Source organism: Anabaena sp. UHCC 0187 (assembly GCF_009712035.1).
Lineage (GTDB): Bacteria > Cyanobacteriota > Cyanobacteriia > Cyanobacteriales > Nostocaceae > Dolichospermum.
Map to the genome: position 1 here is coordinate 188,031 of NZ_VILB01000003.1, position 19,282 is coordinate 207,312.

Annotated in this window: 21 protein-coding genes; 10 read left to right on the forward strand and 11 right to left on the reverse strand. The window is 39.7% G+C overall.

Features of this window, described 5'->3' with window-relative positions; genetic code table 11:
- Positions 1–36 precede the first annotated feature (36 nt).
- Entirely contained in the window at positions 37–690 is a 654-nt protein-coding gene (locus tag FJR11_RS03425) for a hypothetical protein (protein ID WP_168502317.1), read from the forward strand.
- 39 nt (positions 691–729) lie between these two features.
- Here the strand turns inward: FJR11_RS03425 and FJR11_RS03430 are convergent, their stop codons facing one another.
- The 3 genes from FJR11_RS03430 to folD form a co-directional block, all read right to left on the reverse strand.
- Entirely contained in the window at positions 730–1,185 is a 456-nt protein-coding gene (locus tag FJR11_RS03430) for a divergent PAP2 family protein (protein WP_168502318.1), read from the reverse strand.
- An 84-nt stretch (positions 1,186–1,269) separates the two neighbouring features.
- Positions 1,270–2,208 (reverse strand): geranylgeranyl diphosphate synthase CrtE, encoded by a 939-nt coding sequence (gene crtE, locus FJR11_RS03435; RefSeq protein ID WP_168502319.1) that lies wholly within the window; start codon positions 2,206–2,208, stop codon positions 1,270–1,272.
- Positions 2,209–2,340: 132 nt separating this feature from the next.
- Complete coding sequence (folD, locus tag FJR11_RS03440) at positions 2,341–3,219, reverse strand: bifunctional methylenetetrahydrofolate dehydrogenase/methenyltetrahydrofolate cyclohydrolase FolD (protein ID WP_168502379.1); 879 nt, start codon at positions 3,217–3,219, stop codon at positions 2,341–2,343.
- Between the two features lie 210 nt (positions 3,220–3,429).
- On the opposite strand from folD, the gene FJR11_RS03445 reads away from it, so the two are divergent.
- Complete coding sequence (locus tag FJR11_RS03445; protein ID WP_168502320.1) at positions 3,430–4,461, forward strand: hypothetical protein; 1,032 nt, start codon at positions 3,430–3,432, stop codon at positions 4,459–4,461.
- Between the two features lie 64 nt (positions 4,462–4,525).
- Here the strand turns inward: FJR11_RS03445 and FJR11_RS03450 are convergent, their stop codons facing one another.
- The 3 genes from FJR11_RS03450 to FJR11_RS03460 all read right to left on the reverse strand — a co-directional run bounded on the left by FJR11_RS03450 (position 4,526) and on the right by FJR11_RS03460 (position 6,070).
- Positions 4,526–4,816, reverse strand: a complete 291-nt coding sequence (locus FJR11_RS03450) for a 4a-hydroxytetrahydrobiopterin dehydratase (protein ID WP_168502321.1) — start codon at positions 4,814–4,816, stop codon at positions 4,526–4,528.
- 44 nt (positions 4,817–4,860) lie between these two features.
- Positions 4,861–5,124, reverse strand: a complete 264-nt coding sequence (locus FJR11_RS03455; protein ID WP_168502322.1) for a transporter suffix domain-containing protein — start codon at positions 5,122–5,124, stop codon at positions 4,861–4,863.
- A gap of 121 nt (positions 5,125–5,245) precedes the next feature.
- Entirely contained in the window at positions 5,246–6,070 is an 825-nt protein-coding gene (locus FJR11_RS03460) for a carbohydrate ABC transporter permease (RefSeq protein WP_168502323.1), read from the reverse strand.
- Between the two features lie 174 nt (positions 6,071–6,244).
- On the opposite strand from FJR11_RS03460, the gene FJR11_RS03465 reads away from it, so the two are divergent.
- From FJR11_RS03465 to folE, 5 genes are all read left to right on the forward strand, one after another.
- Complete coding sequence (locus tag FJR11_RS03465; protein WP_168502324.1) at positions 6,245–6,943, forward strand: aldehyde oxygenase (deformylating); 699 nt, start codon at positions 6,245–6,247, stop codon at positions 6,941–6,943.
- Between the two features lie 240 nt (positions 6,944–7,183).
- Positions 7,184–8,203, forward strand: a complete 1,020-nt coding sequence (locus FJR11_RS03470; RefSeq protein WP_015079154.1) for a long-chain acyl-[acyl-carrier-protein] reductase — start codon at positions 7,184–7,186, stop codon at positions 8,201–8,203.
- A 109-nt stretch (positions 8,204–8,312) separates the two neighbouring features.
- A complete protein-coding gene (locus FJR11_RS03475) occupies positions 8,313–9,293 on the forward strand; it encodes an acetyl-CoA carboxylase carboxyltransferase subunit alpha (protein WP_015079153.1) in 981 nt (326 codons plus the stop codon).
- Between the two features lie 157 nt (positions 9,294–9,450).
- Positions 9,451–10,176 carry an SDR family oxidoreductase gene (locus FJR11_RS03480; RefSeq protein ID WP_168502325.1) on the forward strand — a complete coding sequence of 242 codons (726 nt, stop codon included), beginning with the start codon at positions 9,451–9,453 and terminating at the stop codon, positions 10,174–10,176.
- A gap of 80 nt (positions 10,177–10,256) precedes the next feature.
- Positions 10,257–10,964 carry a GTP cyclohydrolase I FolE gene (gene folE, locus FJR11_RS03485; RefSeq protein ID WP_168502326.1) on the forward strand — a complete coding sequence of 236 codons (708 nt, stop codon included), beginning with the start codon at positions 10,257–10,259 and terminating at the stop codon, positions 10,962–10,964.
- Positions 10,965–11,053: 89 nt separating this feature from the next.
- On the opposite strand, the gene FJR11_RS03490 is transcribed toward folE, so the two are convergent.
- A complete protein-coding gene (locus FJR11_RS03490; RefSeq protein WP_168502327.1) occupies positions 11,054–11,683 on the reverse strand; it encodes a phosphoribosylanthranilate isomerase in 630 nt (209 codons plus the stop codon).
- A 129-nt stretch (positions 11,684–11,812) separates the two neighbouring features.
- On the opposite strand from FJR11_RS03490, the gene FJR11_RS03495 reads away from it, so the two are divergent.
- Positions 11,813–12,061, forward strand: coding sequence for a photosystem I reaction center subunit PsaK (locus FJR11_RS03495; RefSeq protein ID WP_168502328.1), 249 nt, complete (start codon positions 11,813–11,815; stop codon positions 12,059–12,061).
- Positions 12,062–12,269: 208 nt separating this feature from the next.
- Positions 12,270–13,466, forward strand: a complete 1,197-nt coding sequence (locus tag FJR11_RS03500; protein ID WP_168502329.1) for a site-2 protease family protein — start codon at positions 12,270–12,272, stop codon at positions 13,464–13,466.
- 269 nt (positions 13,467–13,735) lie between these two features.
- On the opposite strand, the gene FJR11_RS03505 is transcribed toward FJR11_RS03500, so the two are convergent.
- The 3 genes from FJR11_RS03505 to FJR11_RS03515 all read right to left on the reverse strand — a co-directional run bounded on the left by FJR11_RS03505 (position 13,736) and on the right by FJR11_RS03515 (position 16,629).
- Entirely contained in the window at positions 13,736–14,008 is a 273-nt protein-coding gene (locus FJR11_RS03505; RefSeq protein WP_168502330.1) for a GlsB/YeaQ/YmgE family stress response membrane protein, read from the reverse strand.
- Between the two features lie 291 nt (positions 14,009–14,299).
- Positions 14,300–15,682 (reverse strand): oxygen-independent coproporphyrinogen III oxidase, encoded by a 1,383-nt coding sequence (hemN, locus tag FJR11_RS03510; protein ID WP_168502331.1) that lies wholly within the window; start codon positions 15,680–15,682, stop codon positions 14,300–14,302.
- A gap of 272 nt (positions 15,683–15,954) precedes the next feature.
- Positions 15,955–16,629: a heme oxygenase (biliverdin-producing) gene (locus tag FJR11_RS03515; RefSeq protein WP_168502332.1), complete on the reverse strand. Its 675-nt coding sequence runs from the start codon at positions 16,627–16,629 to the stop codon at positions 15,955–15,957.
- A 394-nt stretch (positions 16,630–17,023) separates the two neighbouring features.
- Here FJR11_RS03515 and acsF point away from each other — a divergent pair, with 394 nt between their 5' ends.
- Complete coding sequence (gene acsF / locus FJR11_RS03520) at positions 17,024–18,100, forward strand: magnesium-protoporphyrin IX monomethyl ester (oxidative) cyclase (protein WP_168502333.1); 1,077 nt, start codon at positions 17,024–17,026, stop codon at positions 18,098–18,100.
- A gap of 111 nt (positions 18,101–18,211) precedes the next feature.
- On the opposite strand, the gene FJR11_RS03525 is transcribed toward acsF, so the two are convergent.
- Positions 18,212–19,129: a metal ABC transporter substrate-binding protein gene (locus tag FJR11_RS03525; protein ID WP_254444677.1), complete on the reverse strand. Its 918-nt coding sequence runs from the start codon at positions 19,127–19,129 to the stop codon at positions 18,212–18,214.
- Positions 19,130–19,282: the final 153 nt, after the last annotated feature.

Sequence of the window (19,282 nt, forward strand, 5' to 3'; positions counted from 1 at the left end):
CTGGGGAAGAGTTTTACCAATTACCAATTACCATTTATGCAAATATTAAAAACGTTGCCAAGTATTTTGTTATTAACAGTTGCCCCTTTGGTTAGCAGTATTAATCCTGTTATTGCCCAACAAACTATGGCTAATTGTCAAGCACCAAAGGCAGGAGAATACCTATTATTAGTAATTAGTCCCACAACCGAAAATCAAAAGCAGTTGCGTAGTGCATTACCGACTGAATTAAAAACAGTTATTTGCAAATATAATAATCAAACAGTAACCCGAATTGGTGGTTTCAAAAAGATTGATGATGCCAATCGCTGGGCTAGGTATATTCAGAATATAGTGGGTTTATCTGCCGTTATCACCACTCGTGCCACAGAACAAGCACCGCAACAATTGCCACAAACAACAGCAAAAGTACCAACTTCAAAAATCAGCTATAACCCCAAAATATTAGGAGAAGGTTATGCAATTCTGGTAGATTATTTTAACCGTCCAGAAATGGTTAGTAGTCTGCAAAAAGCTGTAGGAGGTGATGTGGGTTTTGTGTCCTACGGACAACGCCCTTATTTACTGGCAGTTTATACTACCAATCAAAAAGAAGCATATAGTACACTACAAAAACTTAGCGAAAGCGGATTTGTAGCCATCTTAGCTGATGGTCGGAAAGTAGTTTTACTCCGCTCAACAGTCCGTTAAAAGTTAGTTAACAACTGACAACTGACAACGAACAACTGACTAATATGCAGCCCTAGCTAACCAAGAAATAGCTACACCTAAAACTGAACCAGCGATAACTTGAACTGGTGTATGTCCTAATAATTCCTTGAGACGGTCTTGGAAAAAGTCCGGTTTCTCATGAAATAATTCATCAATCATTTGATTGAGTATTTTTGCTTGCTTACCAGCAGCTTGACGGACTCCAGCGGCATCGTACATAACGATAATAGCAAAAACCGTAGCTAGAGCAAATTCTGGAGATGCCCAACCTAAAGTTTGGCCAACACCGTCTGCTAGGGCTGTTACTAGGGCTGAATGGGCGCTGGGCATACCTCCAGTAGTCACTAAAACACGCACGTTTAATTTGCGATGTTTGACTAACTCAACGATAAGCTTTAATCCTTGAGCCACAAAACAAGCTACAAGCGCAACCAGCAGCACCCGGTTGTTGATAATTTCGCCTATGTCCTGCATGGTATTTTGGTGAGGTTAGTAAGTGTGAGTAGTGGTTGTGTGGAGGAAAAACGTGAGTACAAGCCTTGCAATCCCAAATGGAGCTTAGTAATTGCGGCTGGTGATAAAGTGAGCGAGGGCTTGGAGAGGTACGGCTTTTTCTCCATAGGATTCTAATTCAGCACAAGCCTCAGCAACGAGTTGTTGGGCTTTAGCGCGAGATTCTTCAATTCCCCACAGACTAGGATAGGTGACTTTCTTGGCTGTGAGATCCTTCCCAGCGGTTTTACCTAACTGCTCTTGGGTAGCAGTGATATCTAGAATATCATCAATGATTTGGAAAGCCAGACCGATATTTTGAGAATAACGAGTTAATTTTTGCACATCTTCAGCAGATGCACCAGCAATAATTCCCCCACAAACTACACAAGCTTCTAATAAAGCTGCGGTTTTATGATTATGAATAAAATTCAGGGTTTCTAAGGAAATATCTGATTTACCTTCCGATTCCAAATCTACCACTTGGCCACCGACTAAGCCAGCCGCGCCCAAGGCTTTACCAAGGCGAATGATGACTTGTAAAACTCTGTCCCTAGGTACATTGTCAGGAGTTTGGGCGGCTACGTGTTCAAAGGCTAAAGCCAATAAACCATCTCCTGCCAAAATAGCAACATCTTCACCATAAACTTTATGATTTGTGAGTTTACCGCGACGATAATCATCATTATCCATGGCGGGTAAATCATCATGAATCAATGACATAGTGTGGATCATTTCTACCGCACAAGCTGTAGGCATGGCCATTTCTATTGTGCCACCAATCATGTCAGCAGTGGCAAGGCAGAGAATAGGACGGACGCGTTTACCTCCAGCTAGTAAAGAGTAGCGCATGGCTTCATAAATTTTTTCTGGATAAACGACGGTAATAGAATTATCCAAAGCTTGTTCGCAAAGCTGTTGTCGTTCTTTGAGATAGGTAGCGAGGTTAAAACTAGCCGACTCTGATTTTTTGGGGGTTTCCAATCTTTTATCCGTTGCTACCATGCTTTGTATTCCTCTTGACTATTCAAAATATTGGGCTGTTGTTGGTGATCTGTGTACCAATTTTAAGGGGGTTTGGGGCGGAAACACTCACAGTTTTGGTGAGTAATCATGAATATTCATAAAAATTATTTCTCAGTTGCCTGTGGTTTGTAAATAGCTAGAAACAGTATTTTGCAATAACATAGCTACTGTCATTGGACCGATACCACCAGGAACAGGGGTAATATATTCTGCCACATTAGCGATCGCTTCAAATTGAATATCACCAACTAGCCGACTTTTGCCATTGCTATCTGTAACCCGGTTTATTCCCACATCTACCACAACTGCGCCCGGTTTTACCATCTGGGCATTAATCATTCCCGGAATCCCGGTGGCAGCAATGAGAATATCCGCATCTTTGGTAATATCTTGTAAATCCTGGGATTTGGAATGGGCAATTGTGACTGTTGCATTAGCTTCTAGTAGCATCAAAGCCATGGGTTTCCCTACTAAAATACTCCGTCCTACGACTACGGCTTTTTTCCCCTGTAAAGGAATTTTATATTCTGCTAACAACCGCATCACACCGGCAGGAGTACAACTGCGTAAACCTGTTTCACCCCGCACCAGTCGCCCTAGGTTCACAGGATGCAGTCCATCCGCGTCTTTATCCGGTGCAATTTGATGTAATAGACTCACAGCATCTAAATGATGGGGGAGGGGTAACTGGACTAAAATCCCATCTACTCTTTCATCTTCGTTGAGTTGGGCAATTACTGCTTCTAATTCAGTTTGGCTGGTTTGGGTGGGAAAATGTTTACCAAAAGAGGTAATTCCGACTTTGGCACAGGATTTTTCTTTGTTGCGAACATAAGCGGCTGAGGCTGGGTTATCACCAACCATTAATACTGCTAACCCAGGCGATCGCCCAATTTTACCTTGTAATTTGGTAATTGTCTCACTAAGTTCTTGCTGAATTTTCTCAGCTAATGCTTTACCATCGAGGATTTTGGCAGTTTGTATATTCATAAACAAGGGAACGGGGAACAGGGAACGGGGAACAGGGAAGAGTTTTTTATTTTCATCTTTCATCTGCATCCCGGTCTTTTGTTTCTCCATTTTCTCATTTTCCCAGTCCCCTAAAATTTAATTTTTAAAGTACAATACTTACTCACCAATTTTCATGATACAAATTGTGTGAACATAAGCTAAATCGCATACCCCAACCAGCTATCCATCGTGCAAGATACCGACTCCATGAATGACATTGCTGCTGCACTCCAACAGCCAGCAGATTTAGACTTTGCATTACCTGATCCAGAAGACGAACAAATTCCTGAGTCTGATTTTTTACAACAGCTTGATGTAGCATGGCAGGTATGCGATCGCTTTGACTTGCAAACGGAAATTTGGCGAGGACGGATTTTACGCTCTATCCGTGACCGAGAGAAAAAAGGCGGAGATGGACGCGGTACTGGTTTTCTTAAATGGCTCAAAGAACGCGAAATCAGTAAAACCCAAGCTTATAGTTGGATTCAATTAGCCAATAGTGCTGATACCCTGATTTCCGATGGCAAACTGAACCCAAATACAGTTAATAACTTTAGTAAACGGGCATTTGTAGAAACCGCTAAAGCTTCACCAGAAGTGCAACAGATGGTGAGTGAAGCCGCAGAAAAAGGCGATCGCATTACCCGCAGAGAAGTCCGTCAACTCAGCGACGAATGGACAGCTATGTCCTCAGATTTATTACCAGAAGAAGTCAGGGAAAAAGCCGCAGATAACAGCCTGCCACCGCGCTACATTGCCCCTTTGGTCAAGGAAATGGAAAAACTGCCGGAATTGCACCAAAAGGCATTACAAAGGGATATAGCCGCCAATCCTGACGTTGATACTGTCAAACAAGCCACCTCAGAAGCTCGGCAATTAGGCAAATATCTCAAATCTGCTGCCCAAGTGCAAGCCTTAATAGCGGAAGATGTAGATATTGAAACCGCATTAGAAGAAGCCCAGAGAGTCGGTTGTTTAAGTATTGCGGCTGACTTGGTAAATCAAGCCTCCCAAATTGAACAAACCATTGCCAAGTTGTATATGACTTGGAAAAAAATTAGTAGTTTGGCGGATAGGTTATATGTAGATACTGGTGCAAGTACACCCAATTTGCGATCGCTCCTCACCTGCATAGAACCACTAGGAGGGGAAATCATGGAACTGCAATTAAGCGGTGCAACAGAACACACAATTAGATTACAGATTCAAGAAACGAGTTAGACCTTGTAGGGGTAGCGCCCCCGTGCCTACCCCTGTATTTCGGGCAACCACGGGGGGTTTGCCCCTACCTATAAATTTCCTCCATTTTCTTCGCTAATTCCAAATCTAAATTGCTGATAGCATTACCTGTATCGTGAGTAATAAGGTTGACCTTAACAGTATTGTAAACATTAAACCATTCCGGGTGATGTCCCATTTTCTCTGCATGAACACCCACACTAACCATCCAACCTAACGCAGTTGCAAAAGAATTAAATTTGTATTCTTTGTATAATTTGCCTTCTTGGATTTGCCATCCTGGTAAACTATTGAGGGCTAATGTTAGTTCTGCTTCGCTCAATTTTTGTGCTGCCATTTTCCTTACCTACACAGATATTTATAAGTATGTACTTTATCTAATTACCATCTTTTTCGGTTTTTCCGCTTCCATCTTTTGACGAGTATATTGAGATAACGGAAATTCAAATAACGGCGATACTTTTGCACTACTTCTTTTCCTACCAGTAGCGCACCCAACCAAAACAGAACTTCAGCCAAAACTAATAAAGCTGGTACTAATAAAGCTTTTTGGGCGAGAGAGATTGGTAAAAATGGTAATATTACAGCAATGATCAGCCACGGTAAAAATGAGATAATAATTAACCCTAAACCCAGCTTTTGCATAATTCCTGTTGGTGAAGAAATCTGAGTTTAGTGTTTTTATCTGTTTGGCTGGAGTGGTTTAACTTACATCTTGTACAAGATCAATAATTTTTCCCTGGAATCACTCACAACTAAACAATCACTAATTCTTAATACCCGTTGTGGCAATACCCTGAATAAATTGGCGTTGACCAATTAAAAATAACACCATTACGGGTAAAGTAGCAATTGTCACTGCTGCCATCATCAACGGCCAATTATTGGTAAACTGCTCTTGAAATTCTGCCAAAGCTAATTGCACCGTTCTTAATTCCGGTCTAGTTGTAAATACCAAAGGCTTAAATAAATCATTCCATTCACCAATAAAGGTAAACAAAAACAAAGTTACTAAAGCTGGACGTGCTAAAGGTAACATGATGCGCCATAAAATTTGTAATCGGTTTGCACCATCAATAGCGGCTGCTTCCTCCAATTCTACGGGAATTGTCTGGAAATATTGACGTAACAGAAAAATTCCAAAGCCGTTGACAGCGGTGGGTAAAATCAAAGCCCAGTAGGTATTAATCATATGTCCCCACTTCAGCACCAAAAAGATGGGAATCACTAATAACTGAAAGGGAATTACCAAAGTTGCCAATACCACTAAAAGCAACGCTTGTCTACCCCGAAATTTTAGCCGTGCGAGGGCATAACCCGCTAAAGCCGAAGTGAAAATTTGAAAAGCCGTAACTGCGATCGCTACTAAGGTAGAATTAGCAAATGCCAGTAAAAATTTCCCTCGTTCCCATGCTTCCCGGTAATTGGCTAAAGTCCAATTATTTTGAGAAACCCCTGTTGTTGTTCCCGCACCCCCAAAAGAGGTGAGGAAAACCACAATTAGCGGTAGTAAAACGATAAATGCACCTGTCAGTGCTACTAACAGGCTCAACAAATTGGCATTTTTTAGATTCCAGTTTAGCTTGGACATTGGCTATGACTCCATACATTTGTTTTTCTGGTAGTAGAACCATCAGTAAAAACTAATTTAATAACTATAGTTTCTTGTTAAGTTAAATTAAATCACAGTGATAATTACCCGAAATTTATCGGGTAAGTTAAATTTTTTGATCAAATGAGCAGGGTTAACGGAGTAATACAGACTATGCAGCAGATTGTAGACCAAGTTGAAACAATTGATTTCCAAAGTGAAATATATAAAGATGCTTATAGCCGCATCAATGCCATTGTAATTGAAGGTGAACAAGAAGCCCACGAAAATTACATTACATTAGCTCAACTACTGCCAGCACAGGAAAAGGAACTAATTGCCCTCTCGAAAATGGAAAGTCGCCACAAAAAAGGTTTTGAAGCCTGTGGACGGAATTTAAAAGTGACTCCAGATTTAGTATTCGCTAAAAAGTTTTTCTTGGGACTGCATGACAATTTCCAAACCGCAGCCAAAGAAGGTAAAGTCGTTACTTGCCTTTTGATTCAATCATTAATTATCGAATGTTTTGCGATCGCTGCCTATAACATCTACATTCCCGTAGCTGATGATTTTGCCCGTAAAATCACAGAAGGAGTTGTAAAAGAAGAATACAGCCATCTCAACTTTGGTGAAGTGTGGTTGCAAGAAAACTTTACAGAATCCAAAGCTGAATTAGAAGCAGCAAACCGCCAAAACTTGCCCCTTGTTTGGAAAATGCTCAACCAAGTAGCAGATGATGCCAAAGTCTTAGCAATGGAAAAAGACGCTTTAGTAGAAGACTTTATGATTCAATACGGTGAAGCCCTAAGTAACATTGGCTTTACCACCCGTGACATCATGCGTCTTTCTGCCTACGGACTTGTAGCCGCTTAAGAATGACCTTGGGGTGACGACTTTGTTACCCCAGGGAAATCGGTGACAGAGTGTAATTACTAATTACGAATTATCTGGACACCTTATGTAGTATTTTTAATAGTTAGGTATTATCTTTAATCCCACCTTGGCATAGTATAGTTTGCGATTTCTCCAAAATCCAAAACCTCAAATCCAAAGTTGGTATTGCTCACTAATTCCACAGTTTTGCACGACAGCACACGCCTAATATATCACTCCATGTTTGGTTTAATTGGACATCTGACTAGTTTAGAACACGCTCAATCCGTAGCTCAAGAATTGGGATATCCAGAATATGCCGATCAAGGGCTAGACTTTTGGTGTAGCGCCCCGCCGCAGATAGTTGATCATATCACTGTCACCAGTATCACTGGACAAAAAATAGAAGGAAAGTATGTAGAGTCTTGCTTTTTGCCAGAAATGTTGGCCAATCGTCGTATTAAAGCCGCCACGCGCAAAATCCTCAACGCTATGGCTCATGCTCAAAAGCATGGCATTGATATTACAGCTTTGGGAGGATTTTCCTCAATTATTTTTGAGAACTTTAATTTAGAGCAGTTCAAACAAGTCCGCAATATTAACCTAGATTTTGAACGCTTCACCACAGGCAATACTCATACAGCCTACATTATTTGTCGGCAAGTAGAAGAAGCCTCTAAACAACTAGGGATTGAATTGTCCAAAGCAACTGTAGCTGTGTGCGGTGCAACGGGAGATATTGGTAGCGCAGTCACCCGCTGGCTAGATAAAAAAACAGATGTCCAAGAATTACTATTAATTGCTAGAAATCAAGAACGTCTCCAAGAACTGCAAGCAGAACTAGGACGGGGGAAAATTATGGGATTACAGGAAGCATTACCCCAAGCGGATATTGTCGTTTGGGTGGCGAGTATGCCCAAAGGCGTAGAAATTGACCCGACAACATTAAAACAACCCTGTCTATTGATTGATGGTGGCTATCCTAAAAACTTAGGCACAAAAATTCAGCACCCAGGGGTGTATGTGTTAAATGGTGGCATTGTGGAGCATTCCCTAGATATTGACTGGAAAATTATGAAAATTGTCAATATGGATGTGCCAGGGCGGCAATTATTTGCTTGTTTTGCAGAATCAATGCTGCTGGAGTTTGAGAAGTTATATACAAACTTTTCTTGGGGGCGTAATCAGATTACCGTAGACAAAATGGAGCAAATTGGTCGTGTGTCCATTAAACACGGTTTTAGACCATTGCTAGTTTAGTCATTAGTCAGTGGTCAGTGGTCAGTGGCAAAGAAAAGACAACTAACAACTGACAACGGACGACTGACAACTGACAACCAACAACTGACAACTGACAACTAACATAACTATGGCAACCACTGAGCGCAAACCGCTACTGTTAGATTTTGAAAAGCCTTTAGCAGAACTGGCCACTCGCATTGACCAAATTCGCCAACTGGCTGAAGAAAATGGTGTTGATGTTTCTGGGCAAATTCGCCAATTAGAGACACGGGCGACGCAATTGCGCGAGGAGATTTTTAGTAGTCTGACACCATCTCAACGATTGCAGGTAGCCCGTCATCCTCGTCGCCCTAGCACTTTAGATTATATCCAGTCCATTAGCGATGAATGGATGGAGTTGCATGGCGATCGCTGTGGCGGAGATGATCCGGCTTTAGTGGGTGGTGTCGGCCGCATAGCTGGACAACCTGTGATGATGTTGGGACATCAGAAAGGCCGGGATACTAAAGATAACGTTGCTCGGAACTTTGGCATGGCTGCTCCTGGTGGCTACCGTAAGGCTCTACGCCTCATGGAACACGCCAATAAGTTTAGTATGCCAATTTTGACATTTATTGATACTCCTGGGGCTTGGGCGGGCATAGAAGCCGAACACCAAGGACAAGGAGAAGCGATCGCCTATAACCTGCGGGAAATGTTCAGCTTTGACGTACCCATCATTTGCACAGTTATTGGTGAAGGTGGTTCTGGTGGGGCTTTGGGTATTGGTGTAGGCGATCGCCTCTTGATGTTTGAACACTCAGTTTATACCGTTGCTACCCCCGAAGCTTGTGCCGCAATTTTGTGGAAAGATGCCAGTAAATCTCACCTGGCCGCCGTAGCCTTAAAAATTATCTCCCACGACCTCAAAAACTTGGGCATTATTGACCAAATTCTCCCTGAACCCTTGGGTGGCGCACACTCAGATCCCTTAACAGCGGCTACCAATTTAAAACAAGCCTTGTTAGAAAACTTAGACGAACTGAACCGTCTGACACCTGCCGAACGCCGCCAACTCCGTTATGATAAATTCCGTAATATCGGCGTTTTCACAGAACTTGCTCACTAAAAATACTCAAGAAAATGGCATAGAATCACAGCAATGCTATAATTGCCTATGGCTGCTTAAAGATTTTTAACAATCTTCTCAGCTATAGGCATTTGTATTTACTTGATTTTATCAGTAGCTGTTGGCTGACTGCATTGCCAAAAAGTTGGAAAATATTATGAGTGTTGAGCAAAAAAGACGTGCCTTAATTACTGGTGCTAGTAGCGGAATTGGCAAAGCAACAGCTTTGGCATTTGCAAAGGCTGGGATAGATGTGGCCTTAGTTAGTCGTTCTCAGGATAAATTAGAGTCCGTAGCCAAAGCTGCAAAAGATTTGGGAGTAGAAGCCAAAGCCTTTAGTGTAGATTTAGCTGACGTTTCTCAAGTTAAAGCTAAAATTCAGGCAATAGCTAATGAATTTGGCAACATAGATATTCTCATCAATAACGCTGGTATTGCATATACAGGCAACCTGAGTGAAACACCTTTAGAAGACTGGCAACAAGTAATTAACTTGAACCTTACCAGTGTCTTTCAGTGCATGATGGGAATTTTGCCAGGAATGCGCCAACAAGGCCAAGGCACAATTATTAATATTGCTTCTATAGCTGGCAAACAAGCTTTTCCGGGTTGGGGCGCTTACTGCGTCAGCAAAGCAGGACTTCTTTTCCTATCCCAAACCCTCGCACAAGAAGAACGTGCTAACGGCATTCGCGTCACTGCCATCTGTCCTGGTTCTGTCAATACGGAAATTTGGGATACACCCACAGTCCAGGCTAACTTTGACCGTTCCCAAATGTTAACTCCAGAAATTGTGGCGGCAACAATTCTGCACACTGTCTTATTACCACAACAAGCAGTAATTCCAGAATTGACCATCATGTCCAATGCTGGTGTTCTCTAATTGGTAATTTTTTCATTTATCTTTTTAAATGATTAATTACCACTGACAACTGACTACTGATCAACTACTAAAATTCAATCATGACTATCGCTGGTTCAAACGGTTCTAATCGCGCTCAATCACCCCTAATTCCCGACTTAGCAGAAGCTATCAATGTCCGCCCAGACCGCAATACTCATGATGGCAAAGAACCAGAAATACATCCACCATCTGAGGAAACAATGGACGAGATGATGGCAGCGGTGCGAACAATGCTAGTGGGAGTAGGAGAAGATCCAGAACGAGAAGGACTCCTGAAAACACCCAAACGCGTAGCCAAGGCGATGAAGTTCCTCACCAGTGGCTACAATCAATCTTTAGAAGACCTCATCAATGGTGCTATTTTTGATGAAGGACATGATGAAATGGTGTTAGTTAGAGATATTAACTTCTTTAGCTTATGTGAACATCATATGTTGCCATTTATGGGTAGAGCGCACGTGGCTTATATTCCCAATCAAAAGGTTGTGGGATTAAGTAAACTAGCACGGATTGTGGAAATGTATTCTCGCCGTTTGCAAGTCCAAGAAAGACTAACTCGACAAATTGCTGAAGCACTGCAAACCGTTCTCGAACCTAAAGGTGTTGCGGTAGTCATGGAAGCTAGTCATATGTGCATGGTGATGCGTGGAGTACAAAAACCTGGTTCTTGGACTGTCACCAGTTCAATGGTAGGCGTATTTCAAGAAGAACACAAAACCCGTGAAGAATTCTTCAACTTGATTCGTCATCAACCGTCATTCTTTTAATGAGGGAACAGGGAAGAGGCAGGGGGCAGGGAGTAGGGAGTAGGGGGCAGGGAGTAGGGGGCAGATTTTTTCAACTGACAACTGACCAATTACCTATTCCCTAGCTGTTGAAATAATAGGGCTACTTTGTCTAAATTTTTGTTACCTGGTGAGTGTTCAACACCACTGGATAAATCAATCCCATTGGGGTTAATTTGACTTAAAGCAGTCAAAATATTATCTGGGGTGAGTCCTCCGGCTAAGAACCAAGGAAGAGAGGGGCTAAATCTTTGTAACATTTGCCAATCTAAGGTTTGCCCTGTTCCTCCTAGCTGTTGGGGATGGTAAGCATCAAGTAGTAGGGTATCTACATAATCAGTGTAATGTGTGGTGGTTTGTAGATGCTCTAAACTGCGGACTCGCAAGGCTTTGATAATTTCTACTTGGGGTAGGGATTGACGTAATTGGTGGCAAAATTCTGGTGTTTCCTCTCCATGTAACTGCACACCAGTTAAACCAGACTCTTTAACTATTTGAATAATTTCCGAAATAGTAGTGTTTGCAAAAACGCCAATTTTGTCAATATTTGGGGAAAGTGGGGCGATAGCCGCCTGAATTTGAGCTATGGTAACGTAGCGAGGGGAACTGGGAACACAGATAAATCCTAATGCTGTTGCACCCAGGGAGGCTATAGCTAGAGACTGCTGTGGTTGAGTAATACCGCAAATTTTAACCCGCATTTCTATCTGAAAAGTTACAAATAATCACAAAAGTATCTTAATTCAAGTTAAAAACTTTTGCTTTGTCCTCGGTAATTTTATAATTCAGTAGGATTATATTCATTTTTTCATTCAGGAGAACACACCTTCATGTCATCAATCTTATTAGCCGCAGCATCTATTCCCGTTACACCGGTGTGGAGTCCTACAGTAGGTATGATTATCAGTGCCAGCAGCGCAGTTGTACTTTTATTCACTTTTGCCCTGAAATCTGCTAAAGTCGGACCCGCAATGCCTATATTACCTGTAAGCGTACCAGGATTCATTGGGGCAATGGCTTTTGGTCATGTGATTGGTATTGGTATTGTTTTAGGACTGACTAACATTGGTCGTTTGTAAGTTGGATTAATATTTTTTGCCAACAGCGATAGGTGATTAATTTGCCTATCGCTTTTTTTTGGCAAATTTCAACAAAACAAAATCCCATATTTCTTGAAGAAGTGCGGGATTTGCGGCTTTCTCTTTCGTGATCAAATTTGGGAAATTGTCTATCCTAGAGTTATACGTACATTTCTGACTATAAAAGAATTTCTGGAAATATCTAATAATGCAAACAAATTGGCAAATAGGTTCTTTATTTGGCATTCCTTTATTTTTAGACCCCTTATGGTTTGTCATTTTGGGGTTAACTACTCTAAATTTTGGGTTAGCTTACCAACAATGGGGGACTGTCGCAGGTTGGAGTGCTGGTTTGATTATGGCACTGTTGTTATTTGCTTCGGTGCTGCTGCATGAGTTGGGACATAGTTTGGTAGCACAATCCCAGGGAATTAAGGTGAATTCTATTACTTTGTTTTTATTTGGGGGAGTTGCGGCAATCGAGGAGGAATCAAAAACCCCTGGTAAGGCTTTTCAGGTAGCGATCGCTGGTCCTGCGGTAAGTGTTATTCTATTTTTTTTACTGCGTCTAGTAGCGAGTGTGATTCCTGATAGTAACCCCTTGAGTGAGATGACAGGAGATTTATCGAGAATTAATTTAGTTGTGGCTTTATTTAATTTAATTCCTGGTTTGCCGTTGGATGGGGGACAGGTGTTAAAAGCTGCGTTATGGAAAATTACAGGCGATCGCTTTAAAGCTGTACACTGGGCAGCAAGAGCCGGACAAATTTTAGGTTATACTGCGATCGCTTTGGGATTTGCGATTGATTTCTTGACTAGAGAATTTATCACGGGTTTATGGATTGTATTGATCGGTTGGTTTGCAGTTCGTAATGCTAACAGTTATGACCGTGTCACCACATTACAAGAAACTTTACTCAAGCTAGTAGCATCTGATGGTATGACTCGTAATTTTCGGGTAGTTGATGCTAATCAAACATTACGAGAATTCGCTGATGCTTATCTTTTGGAAACCACTGCAACACAAGTTTATTTTGCCGCTGCTGATGGTCGTTATCGGGGTTTAGTTAATATTAATGATTTGCGAACAACCGAAAGAAGTGAATGGGAAACTCAAACTTTACAAACTATTGTTCATTCCCTAAATACAATTCCTACTGTTGTTGAATCTACTTCTTTAGCAGAGGTAATTAAAAAATTAGAAACTGAACAATTACCTCAAATTACTGTTCTTTCTCCTGCGGATGCTGTTGCTGGTGTCATTGATAGAGGGGATATTGTCCAAGCATTAGCACAAAGGTTAAATTTGCCAATTACTGCTGCGGAAATTAAACGCATCAAGGAAGAAGGGAGTTTTCCTCCAGGTTTACAATTAGGGGTAATAGCGAAGTCTGTAGAAAAATGAAAATGTCTGAATCAGGATACTCAGGATTAATAAATAGAATAATGTCTGAATCAGGATATTCAGGATTAATGAATAGAATAATGTCTGAATCAGGATATTCAGGATTAATGAATAGAACATCCTGTTAATCTTTAAATCCTCTAAATCCTGATTCTGACAATTAAATTTATAATCACAATAATGTTGGGTTTCCTTGCGTCAACCCAACCTACGTAACTTAATGAAGATGACTTTAATTAATGCTATATCAATAGCTAACTATTAGTAAGTTATGCCCTGCTGCCTCTTTGGAATAATCCCCACAAATAAATGGCAAGAATTGCCCCAAAAACTGCCACTATTACCCCAGGAATACTTAAAGATGCCGATGTCAGTTGTAAAGTCCCTGTGCGGAGAAGAGTAAATAAAGTACCACCGATAAAAGCACCAACAATACCTAAGATCATGGTGGATATCATCCCCCCACCTTGATAACCAGGATAGATTGATTTGGCAATGACACCAGCTAATAGTCCTAAAATTATCCAAGTAATAATATTCATTGATTGCCTCAAAAATTGACTTAAGTTAAGTCAAATTTATCAAAGCTTAATATTATTTATTTCTACCTAATGACATAAACTGTATAAATCAAAAGGTATGTAGTTTTGTTCTCTTGATCAATCATCACTACATACCAATTCAATGCAGATCGGTTAATAAAATGTAGGTTGGGTTGAGCGACAGCAAAACCCAACAAAATCCTTGATAATGTTGGGTTTCCTTGCGTCAACCCAACCTACTATATAACGATTTTTTAGTCTTAACCGAGTAGTATTGCATAGCAATTCTCATTAAATAGAACGAGAGAATTTTGTCTCTCTAGTTCTTGTATGAGTATCGAAAACAACCGCAATATTTCTGACTAGCAATCTACCAATATCAGTAATGTGGATTTCGTCTGCTAATACATTTACTAATCCATCCGCTTGTAGTGGTGCTAATTCTTGGAGTTCATAGCCAAAATATTTATCAAAATTGATATGATATTTCTGCTCAATCTCTGACTTATTCAATTGAAAGTGAGACATTATTGACATAATTACATCCCGTCTAATCATGTCATCTTGAGTGAGTTTAATGCCTTTGCTGGTAGGAATCACACCTGCTGCAACTGCTTTGTAATAATCCTTTAATTCTTTGTGATTTTGAGCATAGGCATCTTCTAACATACTAATAGATGTGGCACCGAAACCAAACAATTCCGTTTCCGCGTGGGTAGTATAACCTTGGAAATTACGTTTTAGTGTACCATGACGTTGGGCGATCGCTAATTCATTGTTATTTTTAGCAAAATGATCCATCCCAATAAACAAATACTCATTATTTGTTAATTCCTCAATTGTCATTTTGAGAATATCTAATTTTTCTTCTGCTCCCGGTAATGCGGCTTGGGGAATCATTTTTTGTACAGGTTTAATCCAGGGTACATAGGCAAAATTAAACACAACAATTCTATCAGCATCTAACGCCATTGTCTTGTGTAATGTTTCTCTAAAAGTATCAAGAGTTTGATAGGGTAAACCATAAATTAAGTCTACATTCACACTATCAAATTCAGCCTCCTTAATCCAACCCATGACATCAAAAAGTAGTGCTTCTGGTTGAATGCGATTCACTGCTTTTTGTACTTCTGGGTTAAAATCTTGAATCCCAAAACTAATCCGATTAAAGCCAATATCCCGCAAAAATAAGATATAGTCTCTATTTACATAGCGGGGATTGATTTCAATAGATACTTCGGCATCTGAAGCAATTTGGAAATTACGGTTGATATTTTTCCATAGAAATTCTACTTGATCAAGTTCTAAATAATTTGGTGTACCTCCACCCCAATGAATCTGAAGAACTTTTCTATCTTTGTCAATTAAAGCTGAGGTATTTTTGATTTCCTGTTCCAAATGTTCCAGATAGGGAATAGCCATTTTCTTATTATTGGTAATCACGGTATTGCAACCGCAGAAATAACAAGCACTTTGGCAAAAAGGAATATGGAAATACAAAGATAGAGGAGTTTTTCGTTGATTAGAAGCGGTAATTGCTGCTTGGAAATCTGTTGCAGTAAAAGTTTCAGTTAATTCTGTTGCTGGAGGATAACTCGTGTATCTAGGAGCGCGAGTATCATACTTTTGAATTAGATCAAAATCAAACTTAACATTAGGTAATAGAAAAACCATTACAGCCTCCAATAAATGTGAGTATATTTCTGTGTAGTTGGGAAACTATTAATTTTCCCAATTTAATGTTGTAATTTAGGATTTAGCAAATAGAATAAATATATTCTATTTGTTTGTAGTTGGCATTATTGTTTTAACGAACCACTTCAGACGCAGAGAGCGCAGAGGAAGAGAATGAATAGGTGTTTACGTCTTGTTTGGGATTTTTATATAATTCATCATTGCCAAGGTTAATTGGGTGATGAATTATATTTTGTAAGTTATGCAGAGACTTAAGTTAAATCATTGTAAGTAGCTCTCCCAAGAGCTTCGATTAAAATACTTTCTAACTCTTGAAGTATCTGCATATTTAGCTTGAAAGCATGGTTAGCTTCTGCCACAATTTTGTCAGTGGTTTTATCGTCAATAGAGATTTTATCTAATGCTTGACGATACTTTTCTTTGAAAGCCTGTTTGTCTGGAATTTGCTGAAAGTTGTAAAAGGATGTTCCTTCATATCCAGACAATTTTAAGGCTGACTGAGCAATTTTTTGTAGCATTTGCCCACCAGAAAGATCACCCAAATAACGAGTATAGGAATGAGCTAACAATAGTGCAGGTTCATGAGCGGAAATTTGTTGGATACGCGCAATATAAGCCTGAGCAGCGGGTGAAGGGGTGATGCGTTTGTGCCACTGACTCCCATAATAAAATAACATATCTTGTTCTAGGGAAGATTGGCGATTTAGTTCAGGAAAATAAATCAAATTAATGACAGGATGCTGTTTATGTTTTTCAATTGCTGCTTCTAGTTCACTGTAAACAAAATAGAAATTTCTCAACAACTGAATAAAACAATCTCTATCTACAACTCCTTTGACAAAACATTTCATGAAGCCGAGATTTTCTGAATCTGTATGGGCTTGTTGAGTTCCTACACGCAGTTTCATTGCCAAATCATTACTCATTCTTCGTTCCTTCTTGTTTACGTGTCAGGGTTTCCAAATTTCAACGACTTGTTTATCAGTTCACCGTCGTTATCATCACAGAAAAATTGTTATTTTAGGTGCATAGGGTTTCTGCATAATTTTTCCAGCACAAATTACTACCGATGCAGATTCCGGCTATTTTTACTGCTCCCAAAATTATTTAACTATTATTCTTGGTATAACTATAAGAGTATTCATATTTATTTATGGTTTCATAGATACATTTAGTTATTAAATAGGTATTTAAACTATGCGAGAATTAAAGATAATTCAGTATTTTTGTAAGAATTAGTTTCAATAATTTAACTGATGACTAATAACAAATATTTATGCTTATATAATTTTAAGGCAGATAATGGTAAAGGGACTACTTATGGTTAAATCGTTCGATAAACCCCCACTTGATTTATCGAAATCAGGTGTAAAAGCACCAGTTCAAGAAACATTATTAACACCCCGTTTTTATACCACTGATTTTGATACAGTGGCAAAAATGGATATTTCTGGGTATGAACCGGAATTAAGGGCAATAATTGACGAACTCAAGGCTGATTATAACCGTCATCACTTTGTGAGAGACGATGAATTTAAGCAAGGTTGGGATCACATTGTTGGTGAAAAACGACTGGCCTTTATTGACTTTTTAGAACGTTCTTGTACTTCGGAATTTTCCGGGTTTTTACTATTTAAAGAATTATCTCGTCGTCTTAAAGATAGCAATCCTCTACTATCCGAAGCATTTGGTTATTTAGCACGAGATGAAGCCCGTCATGCGGGATTTCTGAATAAGTCAATGGCAGATTTTAACCTTTCCCTTGACTTAAGTTATCTAACTAAAAATCGCACCTATACATTCTTCCCAATCGAGTGGGTTATTTACACAGTTTACCTATCAGAAAAAATCGGGTATTGGCGTTATATTTTAGTATTTCGTCACATGGAAAAAAATCCAGAATACCAGTTTTATCCCCTATTTCGGAAGTTTGAAAGCTGGTGTCAGGATGAGAATAGACACGGTGATTTTTTCAAAGCCTTGTTACGTTCCCAACCCCAATTATGGAATAATTGGAGATCTCGATTATGGGTGCGGTTTTTCTTGATTACTGTGTTTGCAACTCATACTATGACAGTCTTTGAAAGAGGAAATTTCTATGAGATATTAGGGATTCATCCTCGTCAATACAATACTCAAGTAGTTGAAGAAACTAACAAAACCGCAGCCAAAGCATTTCCAATTATTTTAAATACCAATCATCCCTATTTTTTCTGGTATTTGGAACAATGTGCTGTCTATAATCAGAAAATAATTGATCTCAATCAAATTAGTGATTGGGCAATTGCAAAATTTATCCAAAAAATTCCCTTAACTCTAATGATTTTTTGGTATATGTTCAAGCTGTTTCTGATTAAACCCATAGACACGGAAGCAACTCGTAAACAAGTTTGTTAATTAGGTGACAGGTGACAGGTGACAGGTGACAGTTAAGAGAGAATAGGTAATAGGGAATAATTATTTACCAATTACCAATCACCAATCACCAATCACCAATCACCAATCACCTTATTTTTTACTCTTTAATTGAAATGGCGTATATTTTCCCCCCAATGCTTCAACAATAGCGCGGGTATTTGCTGCCATCATTTTTATATAAGTATCGCCATTACTACCCTTTGCCCCAATAGAATCAGAAAAAAGTGGAGTTGGTGCTAATTTTACTCCTGCTTCTTCCGCGACTGTTTTAATTAAAGCTGGGTTAATTGTCGTTTCCGCAAATATGGAGGGAACACCTATTCTTTTAACTGACTCAACTAACTTTTTCACAGTTTGGGCGCTTGGTTGTTCCTCCGTACTAATCCCGATTAAAGTTCCAGCAATTGCTATTTTATAAGCGTTTCCGTAATATTGAAAAGCATCATGGGTAGTGATAAGTTTCCGTTTATCTGGGGGAATAGTTTGAATTTCTTGAATAATCCAAAGATGTAATTGCTGTAATTCATCAATTAGCTTTTCGGCATTTTGAGTAAATTTATTTTTATCCTCTGGTGACAACTCAATTAAACTATCTCGAATTGCTTTTACCATAGATATAACATTTTCTGCACTGCCCCAAACGTGAGGATCTGGGACAATTTGCCCTTTACCTTTATCTAATTTTAAAGATTTAACAACTTCCCCTACAGCGATTTTTTTCGCTTTCCCTCCAGTCGCATTCATTAACTTAATAATTCCCGGTTCTAAATTGTAACCGTTATACAAAATCAAGTTAGCTTTTTCCAAAACCCGACTATCTGCGGGTACAGGTTCATACGTATGAGGGTCCGCACCTGGTTTGAGGATTCCCGTAATTTGTACTTCTTCTCCACTAATTTCTTCAGCCAAATCAGCAATAATGGTACTTGTTGCTACAACCTGTGGCTTAGTATTTCCCTGGGGTTGGGAGTTGGGAGTACAACCCATTAAAGCCAAAGATAAGAACATTCCTAGACAAAGGGGATTAAGTAAAGAAAACCTAACCCCCAACCCCTTCCCTGCGAGGGAAGGGGAGTAAGAATAAAAGCCTCTCTCCTCACAGGGGAGAGGTTTGGAGAGGGGTTTCAGTAATAAGTCATACATTGTATTAAGCATTAGTTT